At 38.8% G+C, this 24,862-nt stretch carries 17 protein-coding genes and 2 pseudogenes; all 19 read left to right on the top strand.

Annotated elements, in window-relative coordinates:
- Window positions 1–130 precede the first annotated feature (130 nt).
- Window positions 131–2,350, top strand: a complete 2,220-nt coding sequence (locus L3Q72_RS08285; RefSeq protein ID WP_275129481.1) for a polysaccharide biosynthesis tyrosine autokinase — start codon at window positions 131–133, stop codon at window positions 2,348–2,350.
- A gap of 82 nt (window positions 2,351–2,432) precedes the next feature.
- The gene (locus L3Q72_RS08280) at window positions 2,433–4,637 is read left to right on the top strand and encodes a polysaccharide biosynthesis tyrosine autokinase (RefSeq protein WP_275129480.1); all 2,205 of its coding nucleotides are present in this window, start codon (window positions 2,433–2,435) and stop codon (window positions 4,635–4,637) included.
- A gap of 266 nt (window positions 4,638–4,903) precedes the next feature.
- Entirely contained in the window at window positions 4,904–6,070 is a 1,167-nt protein-coding gene (locus L3Q72_RS08275; RefSeq protein WP_275129479.1) for a nucleotide sugar dehydrogenase, read from the top strand.
- Window positions 6,071–6,352: 282 nt separating this feature from the next.
- Window positions 6,353–7,477: pseudogene (locus L3Q72_RS08270) on the top strand (ISAs1 family transposase).
- Window positions 7,478–7,677: 200 nt separating this feature from the next.
- Complete coding sequence (locus tag L3Q72_RS08265) at window positions 7,678–8,550, top strand: glycosyltransferase (protein WP_275129478.1); 873 nt, start codon at window positions 7,678–7,680, stop codon at window positions 8,548–8,550.
- Window positions 8,551–8,634: 84 nt separating this feature from the next.
- On the top strand, window positions 8,635–9,879 hold the full coding sequence (locus tag L3Q72_RS08260; RefSeq protein WP_275129477.1) for an O-antigen ligase family protein: 1,245 nt from the start codon (window positions 8,635–8,637) through the stop codon (window positions 9,877–9,879).
- A gap of 495 nt (window positions 9,880–10,374) precedes the next feature.
- Entirely contained in the window at window positions 10,375–11,496 is a 1,122-nt protein-coding gene (locus tag L3Q72_RS08255; protein ID WP_275129476.1) for an ISAs1 family transposase, read from the top strand.
- A 49-nt stretch (window positions 11,497–11,545) separates the two neighbouring features.
- Window positions 11,546–12,669: pseudogene (locus tag L3Q72_RS08250) on the top strand (ISAs1 family transposase).
- A gap of 164 nt (window positions 12,670–12,833) precedes the next feature.
- On the top strand, window positions 12,834–13,955 hold the full coding sequence (locus L3Q72_RS08245) for an ISAs1 family transposase (protein ID WP_275129476.1): 1,122 nt from the start codon (window positions 12,834–12,836) through the stop codon (window positions 13,953–13,955).
- A 119-nt stretch (window positions 13,956–14,074) separates the two neighbouring features.
- Window positions 14,075–14,806, top strand: coding sequence for a sulfotransferase family 2 domain-containing protein (locus L3Q72_RS08240; protein WP_275129475.1), 732 nt, complete (start codon window positions 14,075–14,077; stop codon window positions 14,804–14,806).
- Between the two features lie 161 nt (window positions 14,807–14,967).
- Window positions 14,968–16,266, top strand: a complete 1,299-nt coding sequence (locus L3Q72_RS08235; RefSeq protein ID WP_275129474.1) for an oligosaccharide flippase family protein — start codon at window positions 14,968–14,970, stop codon at window positions 16,264–16,266.
- 85 nt (window positions 16,267–16,351) lie between these two features.
- Entirely contained in the window at window positions 16,352–17,596 is a 1,245-nt protein-coding gene (locus L3Q72_RS08230) for a glycosyltransferase family 4 protein (RefSeq protein ID WP_275129473.1), read from the top strand.
- A complete protein-coding gene (locus L3Q72_RS08225; protein ID WP_275129472.1) occupies window positions 17,580–18,566 on the top strand; it encodes a sulfotransferase in 987 nt (328 codons plus the stop codon). The genes L3Q72_RS08230 and L3Q72_RS08225 overlap by 17 nt, the downstream gene beginning before the upstream one ends.
- Window positions 18,559–19,665: a DUF1972 domain-containing protein gene (locus tag L3Q72_RS08220; RefSeq protein ID WP_275129471.1), complete on the top strand. Its 1,107-nt coding sequence runs from the start codon at window positions 18,559–18,561 to the stop codon at window positions 19,663–19,665. The genes L3Q72_RS08225 and L3Q72_RS08220 overlap by 8 nt, the downstream gene beginning before the upstream one ends.
- Window positions 19,666–19,673: 8 nt before the next feature.
- A complete protein-coding gene (rfbB, locus tag L3Q72_RS08215; RefSeq protein WP_275129470.1) occupies window positions 19,674–20,747 on the top strand; it encodes a dTDP-glucose 4,6-dehydratase in 1,074 nt (357 codons plus the stop codon).
- Window positions 20,740–21,618: a glucose-1-phosphate thymidylyltransferase RfbA gene (gene rfbA, locus L3Q72_RS08210; protein WP_275129469.1), complete on the top strand. Its 879-nt coding sequence runs from the start codon at window positions 20,740–20,742 to the stop codon at window positions 21,616–21,618. Before rfbB ends, rfbA begins: the two co-directional genes overlap by 8 nt.
- A 3-nt stretch (window positions 21,619–21,621) precedes the next feature.
- Window positions 21,622–22,152 carry a dTDP-4-dehydrorhamnose 3,5-epimerase gene (gene rfbC / locus L3Q72_RS08205; RefSeq protein ID WP_275129468.1) on the top strand — a complete coding sequence of 177 codons (531 nt, stop codon included), beginning with the start codon at window positions 21,622–21,624 and terminating at the stop codon, window positions 22,150–22,152.
- Complete coding sequence (gene rfbD / locus L3Q72_RS08200) at window positions 22,152–23,027, top strand: dTDP-4-dehydrorhamnose reductase (RefSeq protein ID WP_342752121.1); 876 nt, start codon at window positions 22,152–22,154, stop codon at window positions 23,025–23,027. Before rfbC ends, rfbD begins: the two co-directional genes overlap by 1 nt.
- Window positions 23,028–23,033: 6 nt before the next feature.
- Window positions 23,034–24,758 (top strand): SLC13 family permease, encoded by a 1,725-nt coding sequence (locus tag L3Q72_RS08195; RefSeq protein WP_275129466.1) that lies wholly within the window; start codon window positions 23,034–23,036, stop codon window positions 24,756–24,758.
- Window positions 24,759–24,862: the final 104 nt, after the last annotated feature.

Below are 24,862 nucleotides of genomic sequence, written 5' to 3'. Positions count from 1 at the left end.
ATCTACTAACAGCGCGTTGTAGACAAACCGAGCAAGAAAACTTTCCCTCATTCCCATGCTCCAGCGTGGGAATGCATACCAAGGGTAAAGGGAACCGAAAAACAACTTATAAGTAATACTCAGGCCATTTATGCAGCAACTACTCGAAGACAAAAATTTTGCTCAGGGTGAGATGATCGACTTTGCACGCTACATCAAAGTGCTAAAAAGAAGTTTCTTATCTATCCTTTTTTTTGCAACGTTATTCGCCGTAATCACAGCCGTAGTTGTACTTTCAATCACCCCAAAATATACTGCTACAGCAACCTTACTGATAGAAGCTCAGGAAAAGAAAGTTGTATCCATTCAGGAAGTAGTAGGCATAGACACCAGCCAGGCAGAATATTATCTGACACAGTTTGAGTCCCTGAAATCGAACCAGCTTGCAGAAAAGGTAATCCGGGACCTGAAAATAGATGAGCTTGTAGAGTTCAATACAGCTTTAGACACCGAAAAAGGTATTATCGACAAAATCAAAGAGATGCCTTTTGTCGCCTCTCTGCTGAACAATAAACAGGAAGATACGCCATCAAAAGAGATGATTCGCCAGAAGGTTCTAAAAGCATTTAAAGAGAATCTGGTAATTTTTCCAGTACGTAAAACTCAACTGGTAAGAATTAGCTTTACGTCAGAAGACCCTGAACTGGCGGCGAAAGTCGCAAATGCTGTTGGTTCTGCCTATATAGAATCGAATCTCGAAGGCAGAATTTCTATAACCAAACATGCATCAAGCTGGATTTCCAGTCGACTGATTGAACTGAAAGGCCAATTGGAAGAATCTGAAAAAGCATTATCTGATTTCTTAGTGAAAGAACAACTTATTGACGACAGTGGTATAGATGTTTTAGCAAGTAAGGAACTGGACAACCTAACCGAGCGCATTGCAGAACTGCGTGACAAAAGAATAGAAACTGCATCTACTTACGATGCGCTTCGTTCATCTAATGTCACAGATGTTTCATCTTTAACTGCGATACCAAGCATTTCAAAACATCCACAGGTTATCGCGATTCGTGAAGCTGAAATTCTGGCAGAAAATAACGTAAATGAACTAAGCAAACGTTATGGCCCTAAACACGACAAAATGAAAGCAGCACAGGCAAAGCTTGATGCTGTTCAATTGCAGGCTAAAAACACCACGGAAAAGCTGATTAATGGTATAGGAAAGGAACTTCAGGCCATACGTAAGCAAGAAGCATTAATCAACCAAGAGATAAGCACCCGCAAAGGTGAATTTCAGTCACTTACGGTTAAAAAGAGCAAGTATGAAGCCCTGAAACGAGAAGTGGAAACCAACCGAAATGTACTTAATGTATTCCTGAGCCGCGAAAAAGAAACAGAAGCGACCAGTGACTTTGGTGCATCCAACGCAAAAATTGCAGATAAAGCATTAGTCCCACTAGAGCCAAGCGCGCCTAAGAAAACGGCAATTGTAGTGATAGCGTTTGTGGTGAGTGCCGGTCTTGCGATAGTGATGGTATTGATGATCGAACTACTCAAAAATACCATCGAATCAGTGAAAGATTTCGAAAACCGTTTTGGTATGATCCCGTTAGGCTGTATCCCACAGATTAAAGCCAAACGCTTTAAGAAAAGACCGCTGGATCACACCGTTCTCTTCGATGAGCAAGAGTTTGGTTTTAGTGAATCTATTCGTTCAATTCGCACATCTCTAACGCTTAGCTATATGCATAGCGATCGCAAGCGCTTAGCCATAACTTCATCTTTACCTTCAGAAGGTAAGTCTACAGTGGCTTTAAATCTTGCTATGTGCATGGCTAAGATGGAAAACACCTTGCTTATTGACTGTGACCTGCGCAAATCAGCCATTGCTGGCCGCTTTGGCCTGAAAAAACGTCAGCAGGGTTTAGTTGACCATTTAATGAAGGGCTTGCCACTTCAACAGTGTCTGCTTAAAGATGAGCAGTCTGGCTTGTATATTTTACCAGCTGGTATGGCAACAGCTAACCCACAAGAGCTACTAAGTTCTAAACAGTTTGAAAACCTATTGGATGAACTGGATGAGTTGTTTGACTGCATCATCATAGATACTCCGCCAACACTCCCTGTTAGTGATTCATTGATTATTGGCCAAAATGCAGATTCTGTTCTTCTGGTAGTAAAGGCCAACTCAACCAAGCTGGACACAGTTAAAATGTCCATGGGGATACTAATGAGTCACAACATCGTAGTAGACGGCGTAATTGTGAATCAACTGGATCCAAACGTAAGCAAATCCGAATATGGCTATGGTTATGGTGCTAGCGAGTATGGCGACCATGGAGACGAAATAAACGCAATTAACACATGATACAACAACCCCTAACAAATAGATTTTCCATGACCCTGGGCCTAACATCCCAGAGTCCGTTAACAAAAAACTCAGGCCACCTATGCAGCAGTTATTAGAAGAAAAAAAAGTCGAATCCGAAGAGATAATCGACCTGACACATTACTTCAAAGTCCTAAGAAAAAGCTGGTTATCCATCCTTCTATTCGCCATCTTAGTGACCGGCATTACCGTTCTGGTTGTACTATCCATCACACCTAAGTACACAGCAACCGCAACCCTGCTTATTGAAGCGCAGGAAACAAAGGCGGTTTCCATTGAAGATGTAGTAGGCATAGACTCCACTCAGGACGAATACTACTTAACTCAGTTTGAAATTCTGAAGTCTAACCAGATTGCAGAAAAGGTAATTGCGCAGCTAAAAATCAGCGAGTTAGAAGAGTTTAACGCTTCACTGAACACAGAAAAATCCATTGTCGACGAAATCAAAGAGATCCCTCTTGTAGCTTCTCTCCTACAAACCGAACTCGATGAAGGCCCAACCGCAGAGGGTATCCGACAGGCAGTACTGGAAGCATTCAAACAAAATCTGGTAATTTCGCCTGTACGTAAAACACAGCTGGTAAAAATAAGCTTTACTTCAGAAGATCCCGATCTGGCAGCAAAAGTGGCAAATGCGATTGGTTACGCCTATATCGATATTAACCTTGAAGCGCGTATCTCAACCACAAAATACGCCACAAGCTGGATTACTACCCGCCTGGTTGAACTTAAAGATCAGTTAGCGGCATCTGAACAGGCACTTTCTGATTTTCTGGTAAAGGAACAGCTGATTGACGATAGCGGTATCGATGCGCTGGCAAGCCAGGAGCTGGCAAACCTGACAAAACGCCTTGCCGAAGTTCGTGATCAAAGAATAGAAACCGAGTCTGCATACACCGCACTTCGCTCATCCAACATAACCGATGTCTCTTCACTCACAGCGATTCCAAGTATTTCAGAACACCCACAGGTTATTGAAATCCGTAGAGCTGAAATTGAAGCAGAAAATGATGTACAGAAGTTAAGCAAGCGCTATGGTCCAAAACACGACAAAATGAAAGAAGCGAGTGCAAAGCTTAAAGCGGTTCAGGATCAGGCAAGAAGCATTACGAATAAGCTGATTAATGGCATTGGTAAAGAACTGCAGGCGATTCGTAAGCAAGAAGCTCTGTTAACCAAAGAAATCAGTTCAATGAAAGGCGACTTCCAGGAATTAACCGTTAAGAAAAGCAAATACCAGGCACTTCAGCGAGAAGTACAGACCAATAGAAATGTACTTAATGTGTTCCTGAGTCGCCAGAAAGAAACTGAGGCAACCAGTGACTTTGAAGCAGCAAATGCAAGGTTTACAGATGAAGCGCTGGTTCCACAAGAACCAAGTGCACCAAAGAAAAAGCTGATTGTTGCATTGGCCTTTGTAGCAAGTTTTGGTTTTGCTGTAGTCATGGTCTTCATCATAGATGCAATGAAAAACACCATTGAATCAGTGAAAAACTTCGAAGATCGTTTCGGGTTGATTCCTCTTGGGGGCATCCCACAAATTAAAGCCAAACGCTTTAAGAAAAAGCCATTGGACAACACAGTATTTTTCGATGAAAACGAAGTCAGCTTTAGTGAATGTATCCGCTCTATCCGTACATCACTAATGCTTAGCTTTATGAACCGCAACGACAAACGCTTAGCAGTGACTTCTTCATTGCCATCAGAAGGTAAATCGACGTTAGCGCTTAACCTTGCTATGTCTATGGCAAAAGTAGAAAGAACACTACTAATCGATTGTGACTTGCGTAAATCATCAGTAGCTGAGCGCTTTGGCTATAAAAAACACCAGCAAGGTCTGGTAAACCACCTGTTAATGGGTACCGAATTGCAGGATTGCGTATTTAAAGACGAGCAATCTGGTTTGTATGTTCTGCCAGCCGGTATGATGACACCAAACCCGCAGGAGTTACTAAGCTCGAAGCAGTTCGAAGAGCTGCTAAATAAACTGGACAGCAAGTTTGACCGCATCATTATAGACACACCACCAACACTACCGGTAAGTGATTCGCTGCTTATAGGCCAACATGCAGCAGCCGTACTGGTAGTAGTAAAAGCAAATTCAACCAAGCAGGATGCGATTAAGAAAACCCTGTCTAAGCTAATGAGCCACAACATCACAATTGATGGAGTAGTAGTAAACCAGGTAAGCAGTAAAACAGGCAAAACAGAATACGGCTACGGTTACGGCGAATACAGCCACTACGGCGAACAAGCCAAAGCCTAAAGCACTTTGCTCCTCCCCTTTCCAAGGGGAGGCTGGGAGGGGTTAAGCACACAGATGCTTACCATACCAAACAAAGTCAAAGTTTGTCATTCCGGACGAGCCCCAGCGAGCATCCGGAATCTGGCAAAGTGATTAGATACACGTACTAACAGATATCAACCAAAACAAAGAATGGTTCTCCCCCTTCCCAAGGGGGAGTTAGAGGGGGTTCATACCTCCGAAATAAACCAATAACCAAAAAACTCAACGCTCAGTAAGGACACAAAATGAAAATCGCAGTGGCCGGAACAGGATACGTAGGCCTATCAAACGCCATGCTACTAGCGCAAAACCACGAAGTAGTAGCACTAGACATAATCCAAGAAAAAGTCGACAAACTAAACGACAAAATATCCCCAATTGTTGATGCAGAAATAGAAGACTTCCTGCAAAACAAACAACTCAACTTCCTTGCCACTACAGACAAACAAACCGCTTACCAAAATGCAGAGTTCGTCATAATAGCCACGCCCACCGATTACGACGTTGAAACCAATTACTTCAACACAAACTCAGTAGAAGCAGTAATCAAAGACGTAATGGAAACAAACCCAACAGCGGTAATGGTAATAAAATCGACTGTACCGGTGGGTTACACAAAGCGCATTAAACAAAAGTTTTGTTGTAACAACATTATCTTTTCGCCTGAGTTCCTGAGAGAGGGCAAAGCGCTTTACGATAACCTTTATCCATCCCGAATTATTGTTGGTGAACAGTCAGAGCGCGCCCAAACCTTCGCGAGTTTATTAGCTGAAGGCGCTATTAAAGAAGACATTCCAACCTTGCTGATTGAATCAACGGAAGCTGAAGCCGTTAAGCTTTTCTCAAATACCTATTTGGCAATGCGAGTTTCATATTTCAATGAATTAGACACATATGCTGAGTCCCGTGGGTTAAATACACGTCAGATTATCGAAGGAGTGGGGCTAGACCCCCGTATTGGTAATCACTATAACAACCCTTCATTTGGCTATGGTGGATATTGCTTACCTAAGGATACGAAACAACTTTTACGTAACTTTGAGGATGTTCCTAATAATCTTGTTCAAGCTATAGTTGATTCGAACACCACCCGAAAAGACCATATCGCATTTTCTATTCTAAACAAACAACCCAAAGTAGTGGGCATCTACCGACTAATCATGAAAGCTGGCTCAGATAACTTTAGAGCGTCATCAATTCAAGGAATTATGAAGCGAATTAAAGCTAAGGGGGTTGAGGTTGTTGTTTATGAGCCAGTATTACATGAGAAAGACTTTTTTCATTCAAAAGTAATAAATGACCTGGAAGAGTTTAAAGCTTCTTCAGATATTATCGTTGCGAATAGAGTAGTTAAAGAATTGGAAGACGTAATCGAAAAAGTTTACACCCGAGATTTATTTAGAAAAGATTGATAAATCTAGGTGGTTAAAGTTCTTGGGTAAATAAGTTTTCTAGTAAATGCAAAGCTATGAGGGTGACTCATGTTTCACTCAAAAAAAGAGCCATGAAAGACTTGAGACTCAGGGAAAATTCATGTACATGCCCATGTTTAAAGGGTTTGTGAGCTGGTGAGTTCTCAATTTTTGAATCTTAGTGGTTAGCGTTATCACATAACAATCAATTCGTTAATGATCGATTTGTAGATCATTTTCAGTGTTTTTAAATACCTCCATAAACTATTTGGAGGTCCAACAATGAGTAACCAGCACCCATTTATGCATTTCGATGTTATTCCAGATTACCGACAAAAAGGCAAAGTCGAGCACAAGTTAACTGATATCATTCTGTTAACAATTTGTGCAGTGCTTTCTGGTCAGGATGACTGGAAAGCAATCAGCCTTTATGGTGAAGCCCGGTTGGAGTTCCTGAAGCGATTTGGTGATTTTAGTCATGGTGTCCCTTCAACATCGACGATAGCCAGAACGATGGGAATGATTAGTGCAGCCCGACTACAAAAGTGCTTTATCGAGTGGATGAAAGATTGCTGTGAGCTGACCAAAGGTGAAGTCGTTGCTATTGACGGTAAAACTGTCAGGGGCTCTTATGATGATTCCCGCGGACTTGGTGCTATTCACATAGTCAACGCTTTTGCGACTTAAAATGGTGTGAGTCTCGGACAACATAAAGTTTACGAGAAATCTAATGAGATCACCGCTATTCCAGAGTTACTCGAGCTGCTTGATATATCTGGTTGTCTGCTTACCATTGACGCAATGGGATGCCAAAAGAAAATTGCTCAAAAAGTGCTGGATAAAAACGCTGATTATTTACTTGCAGTGAAAGGCAATCAAGGTCGCCTGGAGCAGGCATTCGACAATTATTTCGATATGAGTATGCTGCAAAAACACGATGGTGATTCTTACAGCACGCAAGAAAAATCACGTGGCAGACAAGAAACGAGGTTGGCATTAACAAACACAGATTTGAGTGTATTAGGTGACTTAGAGTTTGATTGGCCAGAGCTAAAAACAATGGGTATCGTTGTTTCCGTGAGACAAGAAGAAGCCGTAGCGAAAGAGTCAGAAATTACGGTGAGATATTACATTAGCTCGAAGGATTTAAATGCTAAGGAATTGTTAAATGCAACGCGTTCACACTGGTTAGTAGAGTCGATGCACTGGAGCCTGGATACCGAATTTGGTGAAGATGCTTGCCGAAAACGGGTGGAAGAGCGTGCAGAGAACTTCGCAAGGATCAGGCAGATGTGTTTAAACATGCTGAAGAGTGAAACGACTTTGAAAGCGAGCATTAAACACAAAAGAGCGATGTGTGCGATGGATTCTGAGTACCTTTTGAAGGTATTGGCAAGCCTTTATTGACGGGGATGTTCATGAATTTTCCGTGGGATAAAGAGGAAACAGAAGAAGGCGAACAGAAGTAACGCCTATCTTTCTCAAGTCCTTGCAGGGCAAGGGGTTTCGTAATCTTGCCCTGGCCCTTTTAGGGCGCAACCTAATAAGCCTCCGGCTCAGTCGGAGGTCATTTAGATTTATTTCTTTATTATATATGTGAGTGCTTAATGGATAAAATTGCAGTAATTATACTTCAATATAATAAGTCAAATTTAACAATTGACTGTTTAAGTTCAATGAAGGAACATGAGTGTGTAGATAAGTTTGATATCTTCGTCGTGGATAATAATTCGTTAGACAGTGAATATGAAGCGATTGAGTCTTATCGTGATAGAAACGATTTTTTTAACATCATAAGAATGGAAAAGAATTATGGTTTTGGGGTCGCTCATAATATACTGATAAATTCTATTTCTAATAAATTCGTGGTTCTATTAAATAATGATACTTTATTGATTGACAATGCTATTACTAAGATATCTGAATACTATCTCAACAATGATTGTGATTTTTGCACAGGCACGTTATTGAATACAGATAAATCATATCAAGAAAATTCGGCAGGGTATTTTTATTTCCCCCACCCACTTATTAGATTATCGAACGCTATAAAGAATAACCTTTTGAAAGGGAGTGTTACTAGAATAAATTATGTAAATGGTGCATTTTTTATGATTTCTAAAGAGCTATTTTTAAAGGCGGGGGGGTTCTCAAAGAACATATTTATGTATGGGGAAGACTTAGATTTCATGATAAAGCTAAATTTGATGGGGTTTAATAATGGTATTAAATTAAATAATACAAGAATAATCCATATTGGAGGAGCTAGTTCTCTACAAAAATGGAATAACAAAGAAAAATCAAGGTTACAAATATCCCAAGGTAACTGTATTGTAAAACAACACTATGGTAAAACTAAAAATTTCGTATTCGCTATGATTGCATTTGTAGTTACTATTTTAAGTGTTAATAAATTACTATTTTCAACTGAATTGTACAAAAATAATTTACTAAAGAGTATATATAGACTAACACAATAATAAAATAGATGTATATTTTAATTCTAAAAGTTGGAATCGGAGTGTATGAATTGTTTATCTGTTGCTGATGGCTTTGGACAATAAATGAATTACTTAAAATTTAACAAATTATACTTCGATTATAAGGTTCAATTATTTTTATTGTTCTGTGTATTTACTAATATACAAGGCTATTTGACCAATAGGTTTGTAAATCTTTGGTTTTTTAACTTGGTGGATGAATGCCTAATAATATCTATATATGTTTTGGTATTGTTTTATGCTATAAAAATATCATACACTACAGTTTTATTTGTTATGATTCTTCCTGTCATATCCATACTTTACGGGGTTATTATAAATTATTATAATGGATGGAGTGTTAATTGGTTTGTAGTTATTGCACAATCATTTATTAATGTGAAATTTTTTATATATTTCATTCCATTTTATCTGTTTTCTATTAGCACAGAAGAAAAAGTTGATGGTGTGGAAATGTATATTATGAATGTGGTTTTTTTGGTTTCTCTTGTAGGCGCGGGGCTTAGTTTAGTGGAACCACATATTTTTTCTGTAGCAGTAGGCGTTCATGAAATAGAAAGAACAAGGCTCATAGGGTTTCAATTTAAACCAAATGATCTCGCAATATTTTTATCACTCTATTATTCGGTTATTCTTTTTGATAGCAAAAAAACGTGGTTAAAATATGTATTGATGATGTTAGCTTTTTGTACAGTAATATATAGTACTTCAAGGACGGGTTTATTTGTCGTTATTATCTCTACTATGTTTTGTTTTCTGAGATTAAGGATGCTTAAATATTTATTATTTTTTGCAACTGCCATTATACTTATACTCTCTTATGATAAGATTAAAGATTCATTTTTTATTACAGAAACCATAAGGAACTTTTCTGAGTTTTTCGACATTGAAAGATCAAGATACATAAGATTTATTATGTTATATCTAGGATTCGACATAGCATTAGATAACTTTCCGATAGGAGTAGGGCCAGGAAATTTTGGTACAGTGTTATCTGAAAATAGTCCTGTATATTATCTTATAGGAGTGTCTTCTATGTCATTTTTTGAAGAGTTGAAAGGCATTTATGATAGTAATATTGCTTCTATTCTTGGTGAATACGGTTTTCTCGGATTAACATTTTTTTTGTATATCAGTTATAGAGTGTTTAAGTTTTTCGCAAAAGGAAATTTGTTCTATTTATCTCTGTTTTTTTCAATTTCAATTGTCATTGCGCTATTTCAACCATTTTATAGTTATCATGTGAACGCGATTAATATGCTTCTATTTATGTTAACAATGAAAAGACTAATCAAAGAAACGGTGTAATAACGATACCTAATTAACAGGGCAAGATCATGAAAAAGCCTTATGGAATAAGGGCTCAATCGAGAAGAAAATTTAACTAAACTTATCGCCAACCACTCAAAATTGCAAACAAAATAATGATCGATTTGACGATCTAAACTCGCTGTGATCATATACTGTTTTTTACAGTTGAGATTCCAAGTCATGAACGGATTAAGCCTTTTGGACCACATTTCAATAATACAAGACCCACGCCAAGCCTGGCAGGGAAAATTCATGTACATGCCCATGTTTAAAGGGTTTGTGGGCCAGTGAGTTCTCGTTTTTTGAATCTTAGTAGTTAGTGTTATCACATAACAATTAATTCGTTAATGATCGATTTGTAGATCATTTTCAGTGTTTTTAAATACCTCCATAAACAGGGTGAGATCGTGAGTATTTTTTAAGCAAAAAGTAAGATCGATTTGACGATCACATCTAGCTGTGATCATATACTCTCCTTTTAGGGAGAACACCATGCACATTGACCACTTCAAAGAACATTTTCAACCAATAACCGACCAACGTCAGAGTGCAAAAGTTACTTATTGCCTATTTGATGTCCTGTTTGGCTCATTGTGTGCGGTAATAGCAGGTGCTAAAGGTTGGTTTGATATTCGAGAATACATTCTTGGGCATCATGACTGGTTTAAACGTAATGGATTGTTTATAGAAGGTATTCCCGCCGACGATACCATCGCTCGAATTATCTCCACTATTGAACCTGAACAGTTTCATGAATGTTTCGTCAATTGGATGTCATCGGTACACACGCTGACAGAAGGTCAAGTGGTAGCTATTGACGGAAAAACGCTTCGTGGATCATACAACCGCGAAGATAGAGCCAGCACCATCCATATGATTAGTGCGTATGCTTCCTCAAATAAATTGGTGCTTGGACAGCTCAAAACCGATCAAAAAAGCAATGAGATAACAGCGATCCCAGAGCTGATAGAAATGCTTGATATCAAAGGAGCTTTAGTCACGATTGATGCAATGGCATGCCAGACCAAAATAGCCAAAGCCATTGTAGACAAAGGTGGAGATTACTTACTTGCAGTAAAAAGTAATCAAGGGAAACTCCGAAAAGCAGTGGAAAATGCCTTTTCAGCTCAGCGGGCTAATATGCCAGAGACAATCTCCTTAGAAAATGGACACGGACGTATTGAATCTCGTCAATGTTATGTCTTTGACAGCAAAGATCTTGGAGGTAATTTCTCACGCTGGAAAGGCCTGAAAAGTATCGTAATGGTTGAGAACTTCCGCCTTGAAAAAGGAAAAGCGGTTGACCTTGAATATCGTTACTACATCAGTTCCAAGGCTCTTAGCGCAGAGCAAGCCTTAGCAGCGGTAAGAGAGCATTGGGGCATAGAGTCCATGCATTGGGTTCTTGATGTCAGTATGGGTGAAGACGCCTGCCAGATATATAAAGATCATGGTGCAGAAAACTTATCTTGTCTGCGTCATATGAGCCTGAATATGCTTCGTGCTGAACCGACAAAGGTGAGCATTGTTGGAAAACAAAAGCGATGCATGATGAATACATCAATGCTGGAAACCGTTTTAAATGCAGGTTTTAGTCAGGTGGCGAAAAGCTGAGCACTCATGCGGTTGCCCTGCCTCCATAAACTATTTGGAGGTCCCAACAATGAGTAACCAGCACCCATTTATGCATTTCGATGTCATTCCAGATTACCGACAAAAAGGCAAAGTCGAACACAAGTTAACTGATATCATTCTGTTAACAATTTGTGCAGTACTTTCTGGTCAGGATGACTGGAAAGCAATCAGCCTTTATGGAGAGGCCCGGCTGGAGTTCTTAAAGCGATTTGGTGATTTTAGTCATGGCGTCCCATCAACCTCGACGATAGCCAGAACGATGGGAATGATTAGTGCAACCCGACTACAAAAGTGCTTTATCGAGTGGATGAAGGATTGCTGTGAGCTTACCAAAGGTGAAGTCGTTGCTATAGACGGTAAAACTGTCAGGGGCTCTTATGATGATTCTCGTGGACTTGGCGCGATTCACATGGTCAATGCGTTTGCCACTGAAAATGGGGTGAGCCTCGGACAACATAAAGTTTACGAGAAATCCAATGAGATCACCGCTATCCCAGAGTTACTCGAACTGCTTGATATATCTGGTTGTCTGGTTACCATTGACGCCATGGGATGCCAAAAGAAAATTGCTCAAAAAGTGCTGAAAAAAACGCTGATTATTTACTTGCAGTGAAAGGCAATCAAGGTCGCCTAGAGCAGGCATTCGATAATTATTTTGATATGAGCATGCTACAAAACCACGAAGGTGATTCTTACAGCACCCAAGAAAAATCACGTGGCAGGTTAGAAAGCAGGTTGGCACTAACAAACACAGATTTAAGCGTGTTAGGTGATTTAGAATTCGATTGGCCTGAGCTAAAAACGATGGGCATCGTTGTTTCCGTGAGACAAGAAGAACCCGTAGCGAAAGAGTCAGAAATTACGGTGAGATATTACATTAGCTCGAAGGATTTAAATGCTAAGGAATTGTTAAATGCAACGCGTTCACACTGGTTAGTAGAGTCGATGCACTGGAGCCTGGATACCGAATTTGGTGAAGATGCTTGCCGAAAACGGGTGGAAGAGAGTGCAGAGAACTTCGCAAGGATCAGGCAGATGTGTTTAAAAATGCTGAAGAGTGAAACGACTTTGAAAGCGAGCATTAAACACAAAAGAGCGATGTGTGCGATGGATTCTGAGTACCTTTTGAAGGTATTGGCAAGCCTTTATTGACGGGGATGTTCATGAATTTTCCGTGTTCTCAAGTCCTTGCAGGGCAAGGGGCATCGTAATCTTGCCCCAGGGTGAGATCGTGAGTATTTTTTAAGCAAAAAGTAAGATCGATTTGACGATCACATCTAGCTGTGATCATATACTCTCCTTTTAGGGAGAACACCATGCACATTGACCACTTCAAAGAACATTTTCAACCAATAACCGACCAACGTCAGAGTGCAAAAGTTACTTATTGCCTATTTGATGTCCTGTTTGGCTCATTGTGTGCGGTAATAGCAGGTGCTAAAGGTTGGTTTGATATTCGAGAATACATTCTTGGGCATCATGACTGGTTTAAACGTAATGGATTGTTTATAGAAGGTATTCCCGCCGACGATACCATCGCTCGAATTATCTCCACTATTGAACCTGAACAGTTTCATGAATGTTTCGTCAATTGGATGTCATCGGTACACACGCTGACAGAAGGTCAAGTGGTAGCTATTGACGGAAAAACGCTTCGTGGATCATACAACCGCGAAGATAGAGCCAGCACCATCCATATGATTAGTGCGTATGCTTCCTCAAATAAATTGGTGCTTGGACAGCTCAAAACCGATCAAAAAAGCAATGAGATAACAGCGATCCCAGAGCTGATAGAAATGCTTGATATCAAAGGAGCTTTAGTCACGATTGATGCAATGGCATGCCAGACCAAAATAGCCAAAGCCATTGTAGACAAAGGTGGAGATTACTTACTTGCAGTAAAAAGTAATCAAGGGAAACTCCGAAAAGCAGTGGAAAATGCCTTTTCAGCTCAGCGGGCTAATATGCCAGAGACAATCTCCTTAGAAAATGGACACGGACGTATTGAATCTCGTCAATGTTATGTCTTTGACAGCAAAGATCTTGGAGGTAATTTCTCACGCTGGAAAGGCCTGAAAAGTATCGTAATGGTTGAGAACTTCCGCCTTGAAAAAGGAAAAGCGGTTGACCTTGAATATCGTTACTACATCAGTTCCAAGGCTCTTAGCGCAGAGCAAGCCTTAGCAGCGGTAAGAGAGCATTGGGGCATAGAGTCCATGCATTGGGTTCTTGATGTCAGTATGGGTGAAGACGCCTGCCAGATATATAAAGATCATGGTGCAGAAAACTTATCTTGTCTGCGTCATATGAGCCTGAATATGCTTCGTGCTGAACCGACAAAGGTGAGCATTGTTGGAAAACAAAAGCGATGCATGATGAATACATCAATGCTGGAAACCGTTTTAAATGCAGGTTTTAGTCAGGTGGCGAAAAGCTGAGCACTCATGCGGTTGCCCTGAATCTTGCCCTGACCTAATTAAAAACGGGATATACACATTTTGAAAATTAGCATTTGTTATGAGAATTTATTAATAATAAAGACGAGGATTATAAATGCATGAATGAAGCGCTAAAGAAGTTGATATGGCTTATATTGTCATATGTTGGCTATGATGATAAATTAGAATATTATCTGTTAAAAAAACTTATTTTAAGACACAGGGATACGAAGTTACCATTAAGTTATAGAGAAAGAAGTTTATTTTTTTCGTATAACTCTAAAATTTTGTTTATACATATTCCAAAAGCTGCTGGAATGTCAGTGGTTCATAGTTTATATGGTGAAAATAAATCGCATCACGCCAAAGCTATAGACTTTATAGAACAAAGTGAAGTTAAATATAGGTCAGCATTTTCGTTTACTATCGTCCGCAATCCATATGAAAGACTATATTCAGCGTACAACTATCTAAAGAAAGGTGGTATGAATGTGATCGATCAAGTTTGGAGAGATATTTATGTTAATAAGTATAATGACTTTCGCAGTTTTGTTACAGAAGGTGGTTTACAGTTTGCGGTTTCTTGCAGTGCTGAACATTTTATTCCACAACATGAGTTTGTATTCTTAGATGAAATCCAATTGTGTGATTACATTGGTTATTTAGAGCAGCAAGAAGAAATCGAAAGAACTATATCTAACCAATTAGGATATAAATTTGTACTATCGAATAAAAATACTACTTTGAAAAATGAGTATAACTTTAAAAAAATTTATAATGACGAGATGATAGCTATTGTAAATGAAGTATATAAAGATGACTTTTCTTTGCTAGGATACAAAATGATGTGAGTTTTTGAATAATATATACCGTATTATTTTTTATTCGCTGTTTAAATGACTTGGCAATGATTTTACGAGAGATTGTTTTTAATGTGTGATATTGAAAGATATGAAATGATATGAGTTTTTACCTCCAAAGTAAGTTAAGAAAGTTTAAAGATAATAATATCATGAGCGAATTACTAAAAGGTGCGACATTAGCCTTTTTTATTAAGGTATTAGCTGCAGGGTTTGGTTTTTTTTTAAATGTTGCTGTTGCAAGAAATATCGGTGCAGAAGAAGCAGGCTATTTTTTTCTTGTACAAACTATCGTTATAATTTGCTCATTAATTTGTCGCCAAGGAATGGATAATTCTCTAGTTAGGTATATATCTGAATATAGAGTTTCTGATAATAATTCCAACATTATCGGTTTGTACTTTTTTGGGCTTAAAAAGATTACGATACTATTGCCAGTTTTTGTTGTAATGTTATTTTTTGGGAGTGATTATATTAGCGTTTACTTATTTAACAAGGAGGATCTTGCACCAGTATTGATTGCTTCTCCTGTAGTTCTTATTGCTATAACAATAAGTCAATACCATAGTTATTGTTTCCAAGGAGAAAAAAGGATAATTGAGTCAATGCTTTTCCAAGCATCTTTACTTTCAGTTGTAGCCACATTGGTACTATTGATTTCTAGACCTAACTCCGCAAAGGAATGCATGCTCATATATGGTACATGTTCGTCATTTGTGTGCTTCTTGTCTTGTTTGCTTTGGTTTAAAATAAAAAAGATAAATATAAAAAATATAAAAAATATAAAGATACTTCCCTGTGGTGAAAGAGAAAGATTTATAAAAACATCTAAACCGCTTTTTATGATTTTATTGTTAAATCAAGTTACTCAATGGTTAGGAATGCTGTTGCTTGGAGTATGGGCAAATGCTTATGATATAGCATTATTTGTATCAGCTCAGAAAACAGCAATGTTGACTTCGTTTGTGTTAGTAGCCGTCAACGCAATAGCTGCGCCAAAATTTGCGGAAGCCTATGCTAAAAAGGACTTCAATCAGCTGAAATATATTTCAGTTAATGTCTGCAAATTAATAATTTCGATGTCACTACCCATAGTGTTAGTTTTGTTTTTATTTTCTTCATCTGTAATGAGTTTATTTGGCTCTGAATTTATTAATGCAGCACCTATCTTAAGGATTTTGATAGTAGGACAATTTGTGAATCTTATTACGGGCTCTGTTGGATATTTATTGCAAATGACAGGTTATGAAAAATTAATGAGAAACAATGTTGTTGTATCGTCGTTGGTCATGGGTATAGGTGGATATCTATTTATTCCTAACTATGGAACATATGGTGCTGCTACTGTTACAACTATAGCTATATCAATTCAAAATTTGTTAGGTGTTTGGATGGTAAAGAAACACCTTGGATTTAACACGATTAATATTTTTCAAAAATCAGAGTTGTAGTCGAATAATATTCAATTTAAATAAAGTATGAGTGATGTTACTTTAATTTTCTTTCAATTATTTCTTATTTTAAAAACGATGTAAAATGAAAATATGCAATATAAGTCAGCGATCAACTTTAAATGGTGGGTCAGACCTTTACTGGTATAACCTATCTAAGTTGTTGAGCGAGTATGGTCACGATGTTTATAATTTTTCCTCTCGGGAAATATCACAGAAAGATTATCCCTCGGGTATAAAAGAATTCTATAAAGATTATCCATTGTCTCCGAGTTTTGAAAGGCCTAAGCTAGGTGATTTAATTAAGTATATGTACTCTTTGGATGCAAAAAATAAGTTAAATGCAGTTATAAAGAGAGGCGAGTTTGACATCGTTCATATGCATATTTACTACGGAAAACTAACATCATCTATTTTATCTCCCATTGTTAATAATAATATTCCAATAGTTCAAACTTGCCATGATCTGAAGTTGGTGTGCCCTTGTTATTTAATGTTAAGAAATAATGATGTCTGCTATAAATGCAAAAATAATAAATTTTATAACGCTATAAAATATAAATGTAATAGAAATAAGTATAGTCGTTCAATGCTATCAATGGTTGAGTCTTATGTCAGTGTTTTTTTTGGCTCACAGTCAAAAATTGATAAATATATTGCTGTCTCGCATACTCAAAAAAAATTATTATTAGGTATGGGAGTTGACGAAAAGAAGGTTTCAGTAATACATAATTATGTGGATATACCTGATAATATCCAAAGTGTAGTGGAAGAAAAAGAATATTTTTTATACGCGGGTAGAATTGAAGACTACAAAGGCATTTTTACTTTGCTTCGGGCTGTTAATTTTCTTAGAAAAAAAGGTAAGGTGCCAAAAATAAAAATTGCAGGTTCAGGTTCGAAAATAAAGCAGCTTAAAGAATATGTACAAATGAACAAGTTGAGCAACGTTGAGTATTTAGGGCAACTTACGCAAGAGGAAACTTATGCTTATATGAAAGGTGCGATAGCGTTAGTATCACCATCAAATGCGATGGAAACTTTTGGCCTCTCAATTGTTGAATCAATGGGTTGCTCAACTCCAGTAATTGCAACAAAAACGGGGGCGTATGTCGAGATTGTAAAAGATGACGGACTTGGCTTTCTTTTTGAAAAAGATGCGTACGAAGAGTTAGCTGAAATCATTGAATACTTATATGTTAATAGCTCAAAAGCTGTTAGTTTAGGAGAGTATGCCGCGAAACATGTCAATGAATTCTACTCAAAAAGAAAGCATTATGAAAAATTAAACTTATTATATTCTGAGGTTATTAATGGTCGCTCAACTTGATGGTGATTTTATTAAAAAATCATGGTTAAAAACATATACACGATTAGTTTCTTATTTATTCTATGAAGGTAGGCCACTAACTACTAAAGGTCGATGGATCAATCCTCTTGTGTTTGCACTTTTTAAGCTACAAGAGTACATCCCTGTAGGGAAAAAAGTCATAAGTCCTATTTTTATTTTAGGCACAGGGCGAAGTGGGACAACTATTTTAGGTGTAACGTTGGGGATGCATCGAGATGTGGGCTTTTTAAACGAGCCTAAAGCTTATTGGGCTCATTTAAATGATAAAGATGACCTTATTGGAAGCTATCAAAACCAAACTGGTTGTTATTGTCTTGATGATAAGGAAGTGGATGATTCATTGACTCGAAAAGCTCATGCAATTTATGGGAACTATTTAAGATTTACTTTTAGCAATCGCATTGTAGATAAATATCCTGAAATGGTTTTTAGATATAGTTATCTTAATAAGATATTCCCAGATGCTAAGTATCTGTTTCTTTACCGGAATGGCTGGGATACATGTCATTCAATCGAATTGTGGTCTAAACGCTTAGGGGTAACACAAGCTGATGAGAAACATGACTGGTGGGGACTAAATGATCAAAAGTGGTTCGCACTATGCGACCAAGTGGTTAAGAGTGATCGGGTGTTGGGAAAGTACCATAGAAAAATAAGAAGTTATAACAATCATGTCAATAGAGCCGCTGTCGAATGGATTGTAACGATGAAGTGCGGTCTAGCGTTAGAAAAGCACACGAATGTAATGCCAGTAAAGTATGAAGATTTTGTTGCTAACCCAAGTTTTCGAAAAAGAGTAATTGAGTTCTGTGGATTATGTGATGACTCTAAATTTGCATCTTATAGTGACAAAGTCCTTTGCCCGGTAAAACCAAAACCAACTTTTGACATGCCAGAAGAAATCTCAGAAGAATTTAAAAGAGTGATGCAGCAGCTAGGTTATGAATAACAAAAAATTAATTTTACTGGGCATTCGTGGTGTTCCAGCTTCCCACGGTGGTTTCGAGACGTTTGCAGAGTATTTATGTAAGTTCTTAGTAAAAAAGGGCTGGGATATAACAGTATATTGTCAAGAAGATGGAAGCGGTGATATTTATGAGTCAGAGTGGGAAGGTGTAAATAGGATTCATATACCAGTTTCTACACCAGGGCCTCTTGGTACCATTTTTTTTGATTTTAAGTCTGTAGTTAACTCTCTAAAGTATAACGGTCTTTACTTAACGCTTGGCTACAACACCGCATGCTTTAATATTTTTCATCGTATTTTTAGAAAGACAAACATTATTAATATGGATGGTATAGAATGGAAGCGTCAAAAATGGGGTAGGGTTGCAAAAACATGGTTTTGGCTTAATGAAAGGTTTGGTTGCTGGTTTGGCAACCATTTGATTGCTGACCACCCAAGAATCGAAGACCACTTAGCTACACGAGTCTCCAGAAATAAAATAACCATGATTCCATATGGTGCTCCAGACGTAAGTGGAGCTGATGTTTCAGTTCTAGATAAATATGGTTTAGTCCCAAATAAATATTCTATTCTAATTGCAAGGCCAGAACCTGAAAACTCAATACTCGAAGTTGTTAAAGCATTTTCTGTTAAGAAAAGAGGTCAGAAATTGGTTGTTTTAGGTAACTTCACCCCAGATGAGAAAGAGTATCATAGGAGTATAATAGACTCAGCTAGTGATGAAGTTATATTTCCTGGTGCTATATATGATTATGAAAAAGTTGGTGCATTAAGATATTTTTCTCGTTTTTATATCCACGGTCATCAAGTTGGGGGGACAAATCCGTCTCTTGTTGAGGCGTTAGGAGCAGGTTGCGCAGTAATAGCACATGATAATAAATTCAACAGATGGGTTGCAGACGATGGTGCCAGCTACTTCAAATCCGAAGAGCAGCTTTGTACCTTTTTTGATGATGAATACCAAAATGAAGAATTAGTCAGTCAAAGGAAAAATAATTCAAAAATGCAATTTTATAACCGTTTCCAATGGGACTATATCTTATCAGGGTATGAGTCACTTCTTCTTAAATACGTCAAGTAATGGTTAATATGAAAATCTTAGTTACTGGTGGAGCCGGATTTATCGGTAGTGCGGTCGTCCGGCACACCTTAGAAAATACAAAAGACACGATAATTAACGTTGATGCACTAACATATGCTGGAAATACTGAATCTATTCCCGAATCATTGTTAACTGATAGGTATGTTTTTGAGCAAGTTAATATATGTGACTTTAGTCAGATCCAGAGAGTGTTTGAAAAACATAAACCGGATGCAGTAATGCATTTGGCAGCAGAATCACATGTAGACAGATCAATTGACGGCCCTACCGAATTTATTCAAACGAATCTGGTAGGCACCTTTAATATGCTAGAAGCTGCTCGTCAGTATTGGGATGCGTTGAGTACTGAAAAAAAAGATACTTTTCGTTTCCATCATATTTCTACTGATGAAGTATATGGCGACCTTGAAGGAACAGATGACTTATTCACTGAAACAACATCTTATGCACCAAGCAGCCCTTATTCTGCGAGTAAAGCAGGTTCTGACCATCTAGTTCGTGCATGGGGGCGTACTTATGGCTTGCCAGTATTGGTAACCAACTGCTCGAACAACTACGGACCATACCACTTTCCTGAGAAGTTAATACCACATATGATCTTAAACGCGCTTTCAGGCAAAGCACTGCCCGTATATGGTGATGGAAGTCAAATTCGTGATTGGCTATTCGTAGAAGATCATGCAAGGGCTTTATATAAGGTTGTGACAGAGGGAAAGACTGGCGAAACCTACAACATAGGCGGCCACAACGAAAAGCGCAATATTGAAGTTGTAGAGATAATTTGTGAATTACTAGAGGAACTTGCGCCAAATAAACCTGAAGGGGTCACGCAATACAAAGATCTCATTACTTTTGTTAACGATCGTCCTGGGCATGATTTACGTTACGCCATTGATGCTTCAAAAATGCAACGTGAATTAGGTTGGGTTCCAGAAGAAACCTTTGAGTCGGGGATAAGAAAAACGGTTATTTGGTATTTAGAAAACCAGAAATGGTGGCAGCGTGTACTTTCAGGAGAGTATTCATTGAACAGGCTGGGTGAAGGAAGCAATAATGCGTAAATATAAGGGAATTATTTTAGCGGGTGGTTCAGGCACAAGGCTTCATCCAATCACTATGGGCGTATCTAAGCAGTTGCTTCCAATTTACGACAAGCCTATGATTTTCTATCCGTTGTCAGTTTTAATGCTGGCAGGGATTCAGGATATTTTAATTATCTCTACACCAGAAGATTTGCCTAACTTTCAGAAATTGTTAGGTGATGGTAGTCGTTTTGGAGTGAGTTTATCCTATGCTGAGCAGCCTAGCCCAGATGGGTTAGCGCAAGCTTTTGTTATCGGTGACCAGTTCATTGGCAATGAAAATGTTAGTTTGGTACTTGGCGATAACATTTTTTACGGGCAACATTTTTCTGATACGTTAGTTAGCGCAGTATCTCGTGATAAAGGTGCTACTGTCTTTGGTTATCATGTGTCAGACCCAGAAAGATTTGGTGTAGTTGAGTTTGATGCAGCTGGAATGGCTGTGAGTATCGAAGAAAAACCAGAAAAACCTAAATCAAACTATGCTGTTACGGGGCTGTATTTTTACGATAATGATGTACGGGCAATTGCCCGTGATATCAAACCATCTGCTCGTGGAGAGCTTGAAATTACAGATGTGAATAATGTATATCTGGAAAGAGGGGATTTACATGTAAGTCTTCTTGGGAGGGGGTTCGCGTGGCTAGATACTGGCACTCATGATTCGCTTTTAGATGCTGGTGAGTTTGTACAAACTATTGAGCACCGCCAGGGCCTTAAAGTGGCCTGCTTGGAAGAGATTGCTTTTCAAAAGGGTTGGTTGAGTGCAGAGCAAGTATTTGAAGCTGGTAATAAGTTGCATAAAACAGGTTACGGTCAGTATTTAATGCAATTGGTTAGAGGGGTTTAACAGGTGGAAATTATTAATACCTCTATTCCAGAAGTAAAGATAGTTCAGCCAAAAGTGTTTGGTGATGAAAGAGGTTTTTTTCTGGAAACTTTTCAGGCTGAACGATACAGAGATATCATTGGCTCAGATCTTACTTTTGTGCAAGACAATCACTCTAGGTCTTCTAAAGGTGTACTGAGAGGGCTTCATTTCCAAAAGACTAAACCTCAGGGAAAGCTAGTTCGTGTAGTGAGAGGTGAAGTCTTTGATGTTGCAGTTGACATAAGGAAAGGTTCTCCTACATTCGGCAAGTGGGAAGGCGTTATTCTTTCTGAACAGAATAAAACACAGTTCTGGGTACCACCAGGTTTTGCACATGGGTTTGTTGTGTTGTCTGACACTGCAGATTTTGAGTACAAATGTACTGATTTTTATGATCCAGCGGATGAAGGAAGTATTCGTTGGGATGACCCAGACTTAAGCATCAAGTGGCCTGTAGAAAAGCCGGTTTTATCTGAAAAAGACGCGGTAGCAGGTTTGTTTAGGGATTTATGATGAAGCTATTAATTGTTGGCGCTAATGGGCAACTGGGGCGTTGCCTACAAGATAGGGTTCAATCCAAAAAATACGAGTGTCTTGCTACTGATGTCGATCAGCTAGACATTACCGATACAAGCTCAGTCATGTCGCTAGTAACTGAATCTATGCCAGATATCATCATTAATGCCGCCGCTTACACTGCTGTGGATAAGGCTGAAACTGAAAGTGAACTGGCGTATGCCGTAAATTCCGATGGCCCCAAAAATTTGGCAGAAGCCGCCAAGAGCAGAGATATTCCGCTAATTCATATTTCCACAGACTATGTTTTTGATGGTAAAAGCACCTCACCGTATAAGTGCGATGCATTAACTAATCCCCAGGGTGTTTACGGTGAAAGTAAATTGGCTGGTGAACGTTCCGTCATTGATACAACTTCGCAACATATTATAATTCGTACTGCGTGGGTTTTTAGTGAATATGGGAATAACTTTGTAAAAACCATGATACGTTTAGCTACCGAGCGCGATGAGGTTGGCGTTGTTGCAGATCAGTATGGTTGCCCTACTTATGCCGGAGATCTTGCAGACGTTGTGCTTAAAGCGGTTGATGAGTATTTTGCTAGCTCAAATTTCTCCAAGTATGGTGTATATCATTTCTGCGGTTCTGAAGCGACGTCTTGGCATGGGTTTGCCCGAGCGATATTTTCACAAGCAGAGTCTCTTTCAGTTATTAATAAACAGCCGAAACTAAAGGCGATTAAAACTGAAGACTATCCGACACCTGCCAGACGACCTGAATATTCAGTACTTGATTGTAGCGCTATTGATAGCTGCTGGTTAGTTAACCGAGACTGGCAACGCAGTTTGTTTAAAGTTCTTAAGCAATATTAATTGTTAATGACCAGTTCATATACTGTATTTGTTCTTTTTTTATCCACGATAGTAGGGTTAGTTAAATATCAAAATAAGCCAGAAAGAGTATTTGGTGCATTGCTACTGGTATTATACGCAGCCCAACTAGCAACAACAGACCAGTTAATAGCAAGCTTTTCCAATCAGGGTTTATTAACACTAATGCTTATAATGGTCTGTTCTCTAGCTCTGGAAAAAACTAGACTACTACGCATTATTGCTGGCTATGTAATTCGAGAAGGCTATCGTGTTACTTGGTTGCGATTAGTTTCTTTAACTGCCTTATCTTCAGCGCTACTAAATAACACTGCCGTAGTTTCAACCATGCTGGCACCAATACGAAATAACTCGTACCATCCAGCAAGCAAACTGCTACTGCCACTTTCTTACGCAGCAATTCTGGGTGGCACATTAACCCTTGTCGGCACCTCAACAAACTTAATCGTAAATAGTATGGTTCTGGAAATGGGCCTACCTTCAGTTAGCTTTTTTGAGTTTACACCAATAGGTGCTGCCTTGGTGTTAGGGTGTGGACTCGTTTTATTTGGCATTTCCAGGTTTCTTCCTGCATCCGAAGAAAGTAAGGCCGTATCTACGGATTACTTTATCGATACTAAGGTATCTTCAGGTTCTGTACTTGTTGGTAAAACCATTGAGGCAAATGGGCTAAGAAATCTAGAATCGCTTTTTCTGGTTGAAGTTTTACGTGATGGAAGATTAATTTCTCCGGTTTCACCAAGTGAAGTTCTTGAAGAGAACGATCGGCTGGTTTTTAGTGGGGATATTAAGAAAGTTACTCTGTTAGAACAGATTAACGGTCTTGACTCTTTTGCTTACCGAAACGGCCTTCCTCTTGAAAATCTAACTGAAGTTGTAGTGCGTTCAGATAGTATTCTGGTTGGAAAAACACTTAAGCAAACCGGTTTTCGTGCGCTGTTTGATGCTGCTGTGGTCGCTATAAAAAGAGATGGTGCAACTGTATCGGGTAAACTTGGTGATGTTGTGCTGCAGCCGGGTGATTTTTTGGTGTTAGCGGTTGGTGAGGATTTTAAAGCTCGCCGTAATATCAGTAAGAACTTTATTGTACTTAGTGGGGTTGAGACTGAGCAGTTGTTAAGTGGCTGGCAGGAGAAGCTATCTGTATGCGGTTTCCTTGGTGCCATTTTGCTGGCGGCTACCGGGGTGGTTTCGCTGTTTCAGAGTATGTTTCTTTTGTTAGGACTGTTTTTGTTTGCCGGAGTATTAACACCTAATGAAGTGGTGCAGAGAGCGCCTAAACAGATCTGGCTTATTATTGCTTCTGCTTTGGTTTTGTCTAAATCGCTGCAGTCCAGCGGGGCGCTGGATGTAATTGGTGATTTGGTTCGTCAGCATCAGAATGGGTTTAGTCCTTTTACCGGGTTGCTTGTTATTTATGTTTTGACCTGGTTGCTGACTGAACTGGTTACCAATAATGCTGCTGCTGCGCTTATGTTTCCTATTGCTTATGGGCTGGCGGTTAGTTTATCGGTTGAGCCTATTGGGTATATTATGGCGGTGGCTTTTGGGGCCAGTGCCAGTTTTATTAGCCCTTATGGGTATCAGACTAATCTTATGGTGTTTAGTGCGGGGCAGTATAAGCTGGGTGACTTTGTGAGGATTGGGTTGCCGGTTAGTTTGGTTTATGGGGTTATTGCTGTTAGTGGTATCTCTTATCTTTATGGGATCTAGTTTGCTTACGTGGCGGTTTTGAGCCTGGTACGTATTTCTACGTTGGAACGTGGGAATGAGTTCTCTTTCGCTTTCGTTTGATCTTATTTTTTGTTTTCCTTTCG

Source organism: Vibrio sp. JC009, from assembly GCF_029016485.1.
In the GTDB taxonomy this organism is placed as follows: domain Bacteria; phylum Pseudomonadota; class Gammaproteobacteria; order Enterobacterales; family Vibrionaceae; genus Vibrio.
The sequence above is the reverse complement of the archived record's forward strand: the minus strand, read 5'-3'. Positions and strand labels throughout refer to the sequence as shown.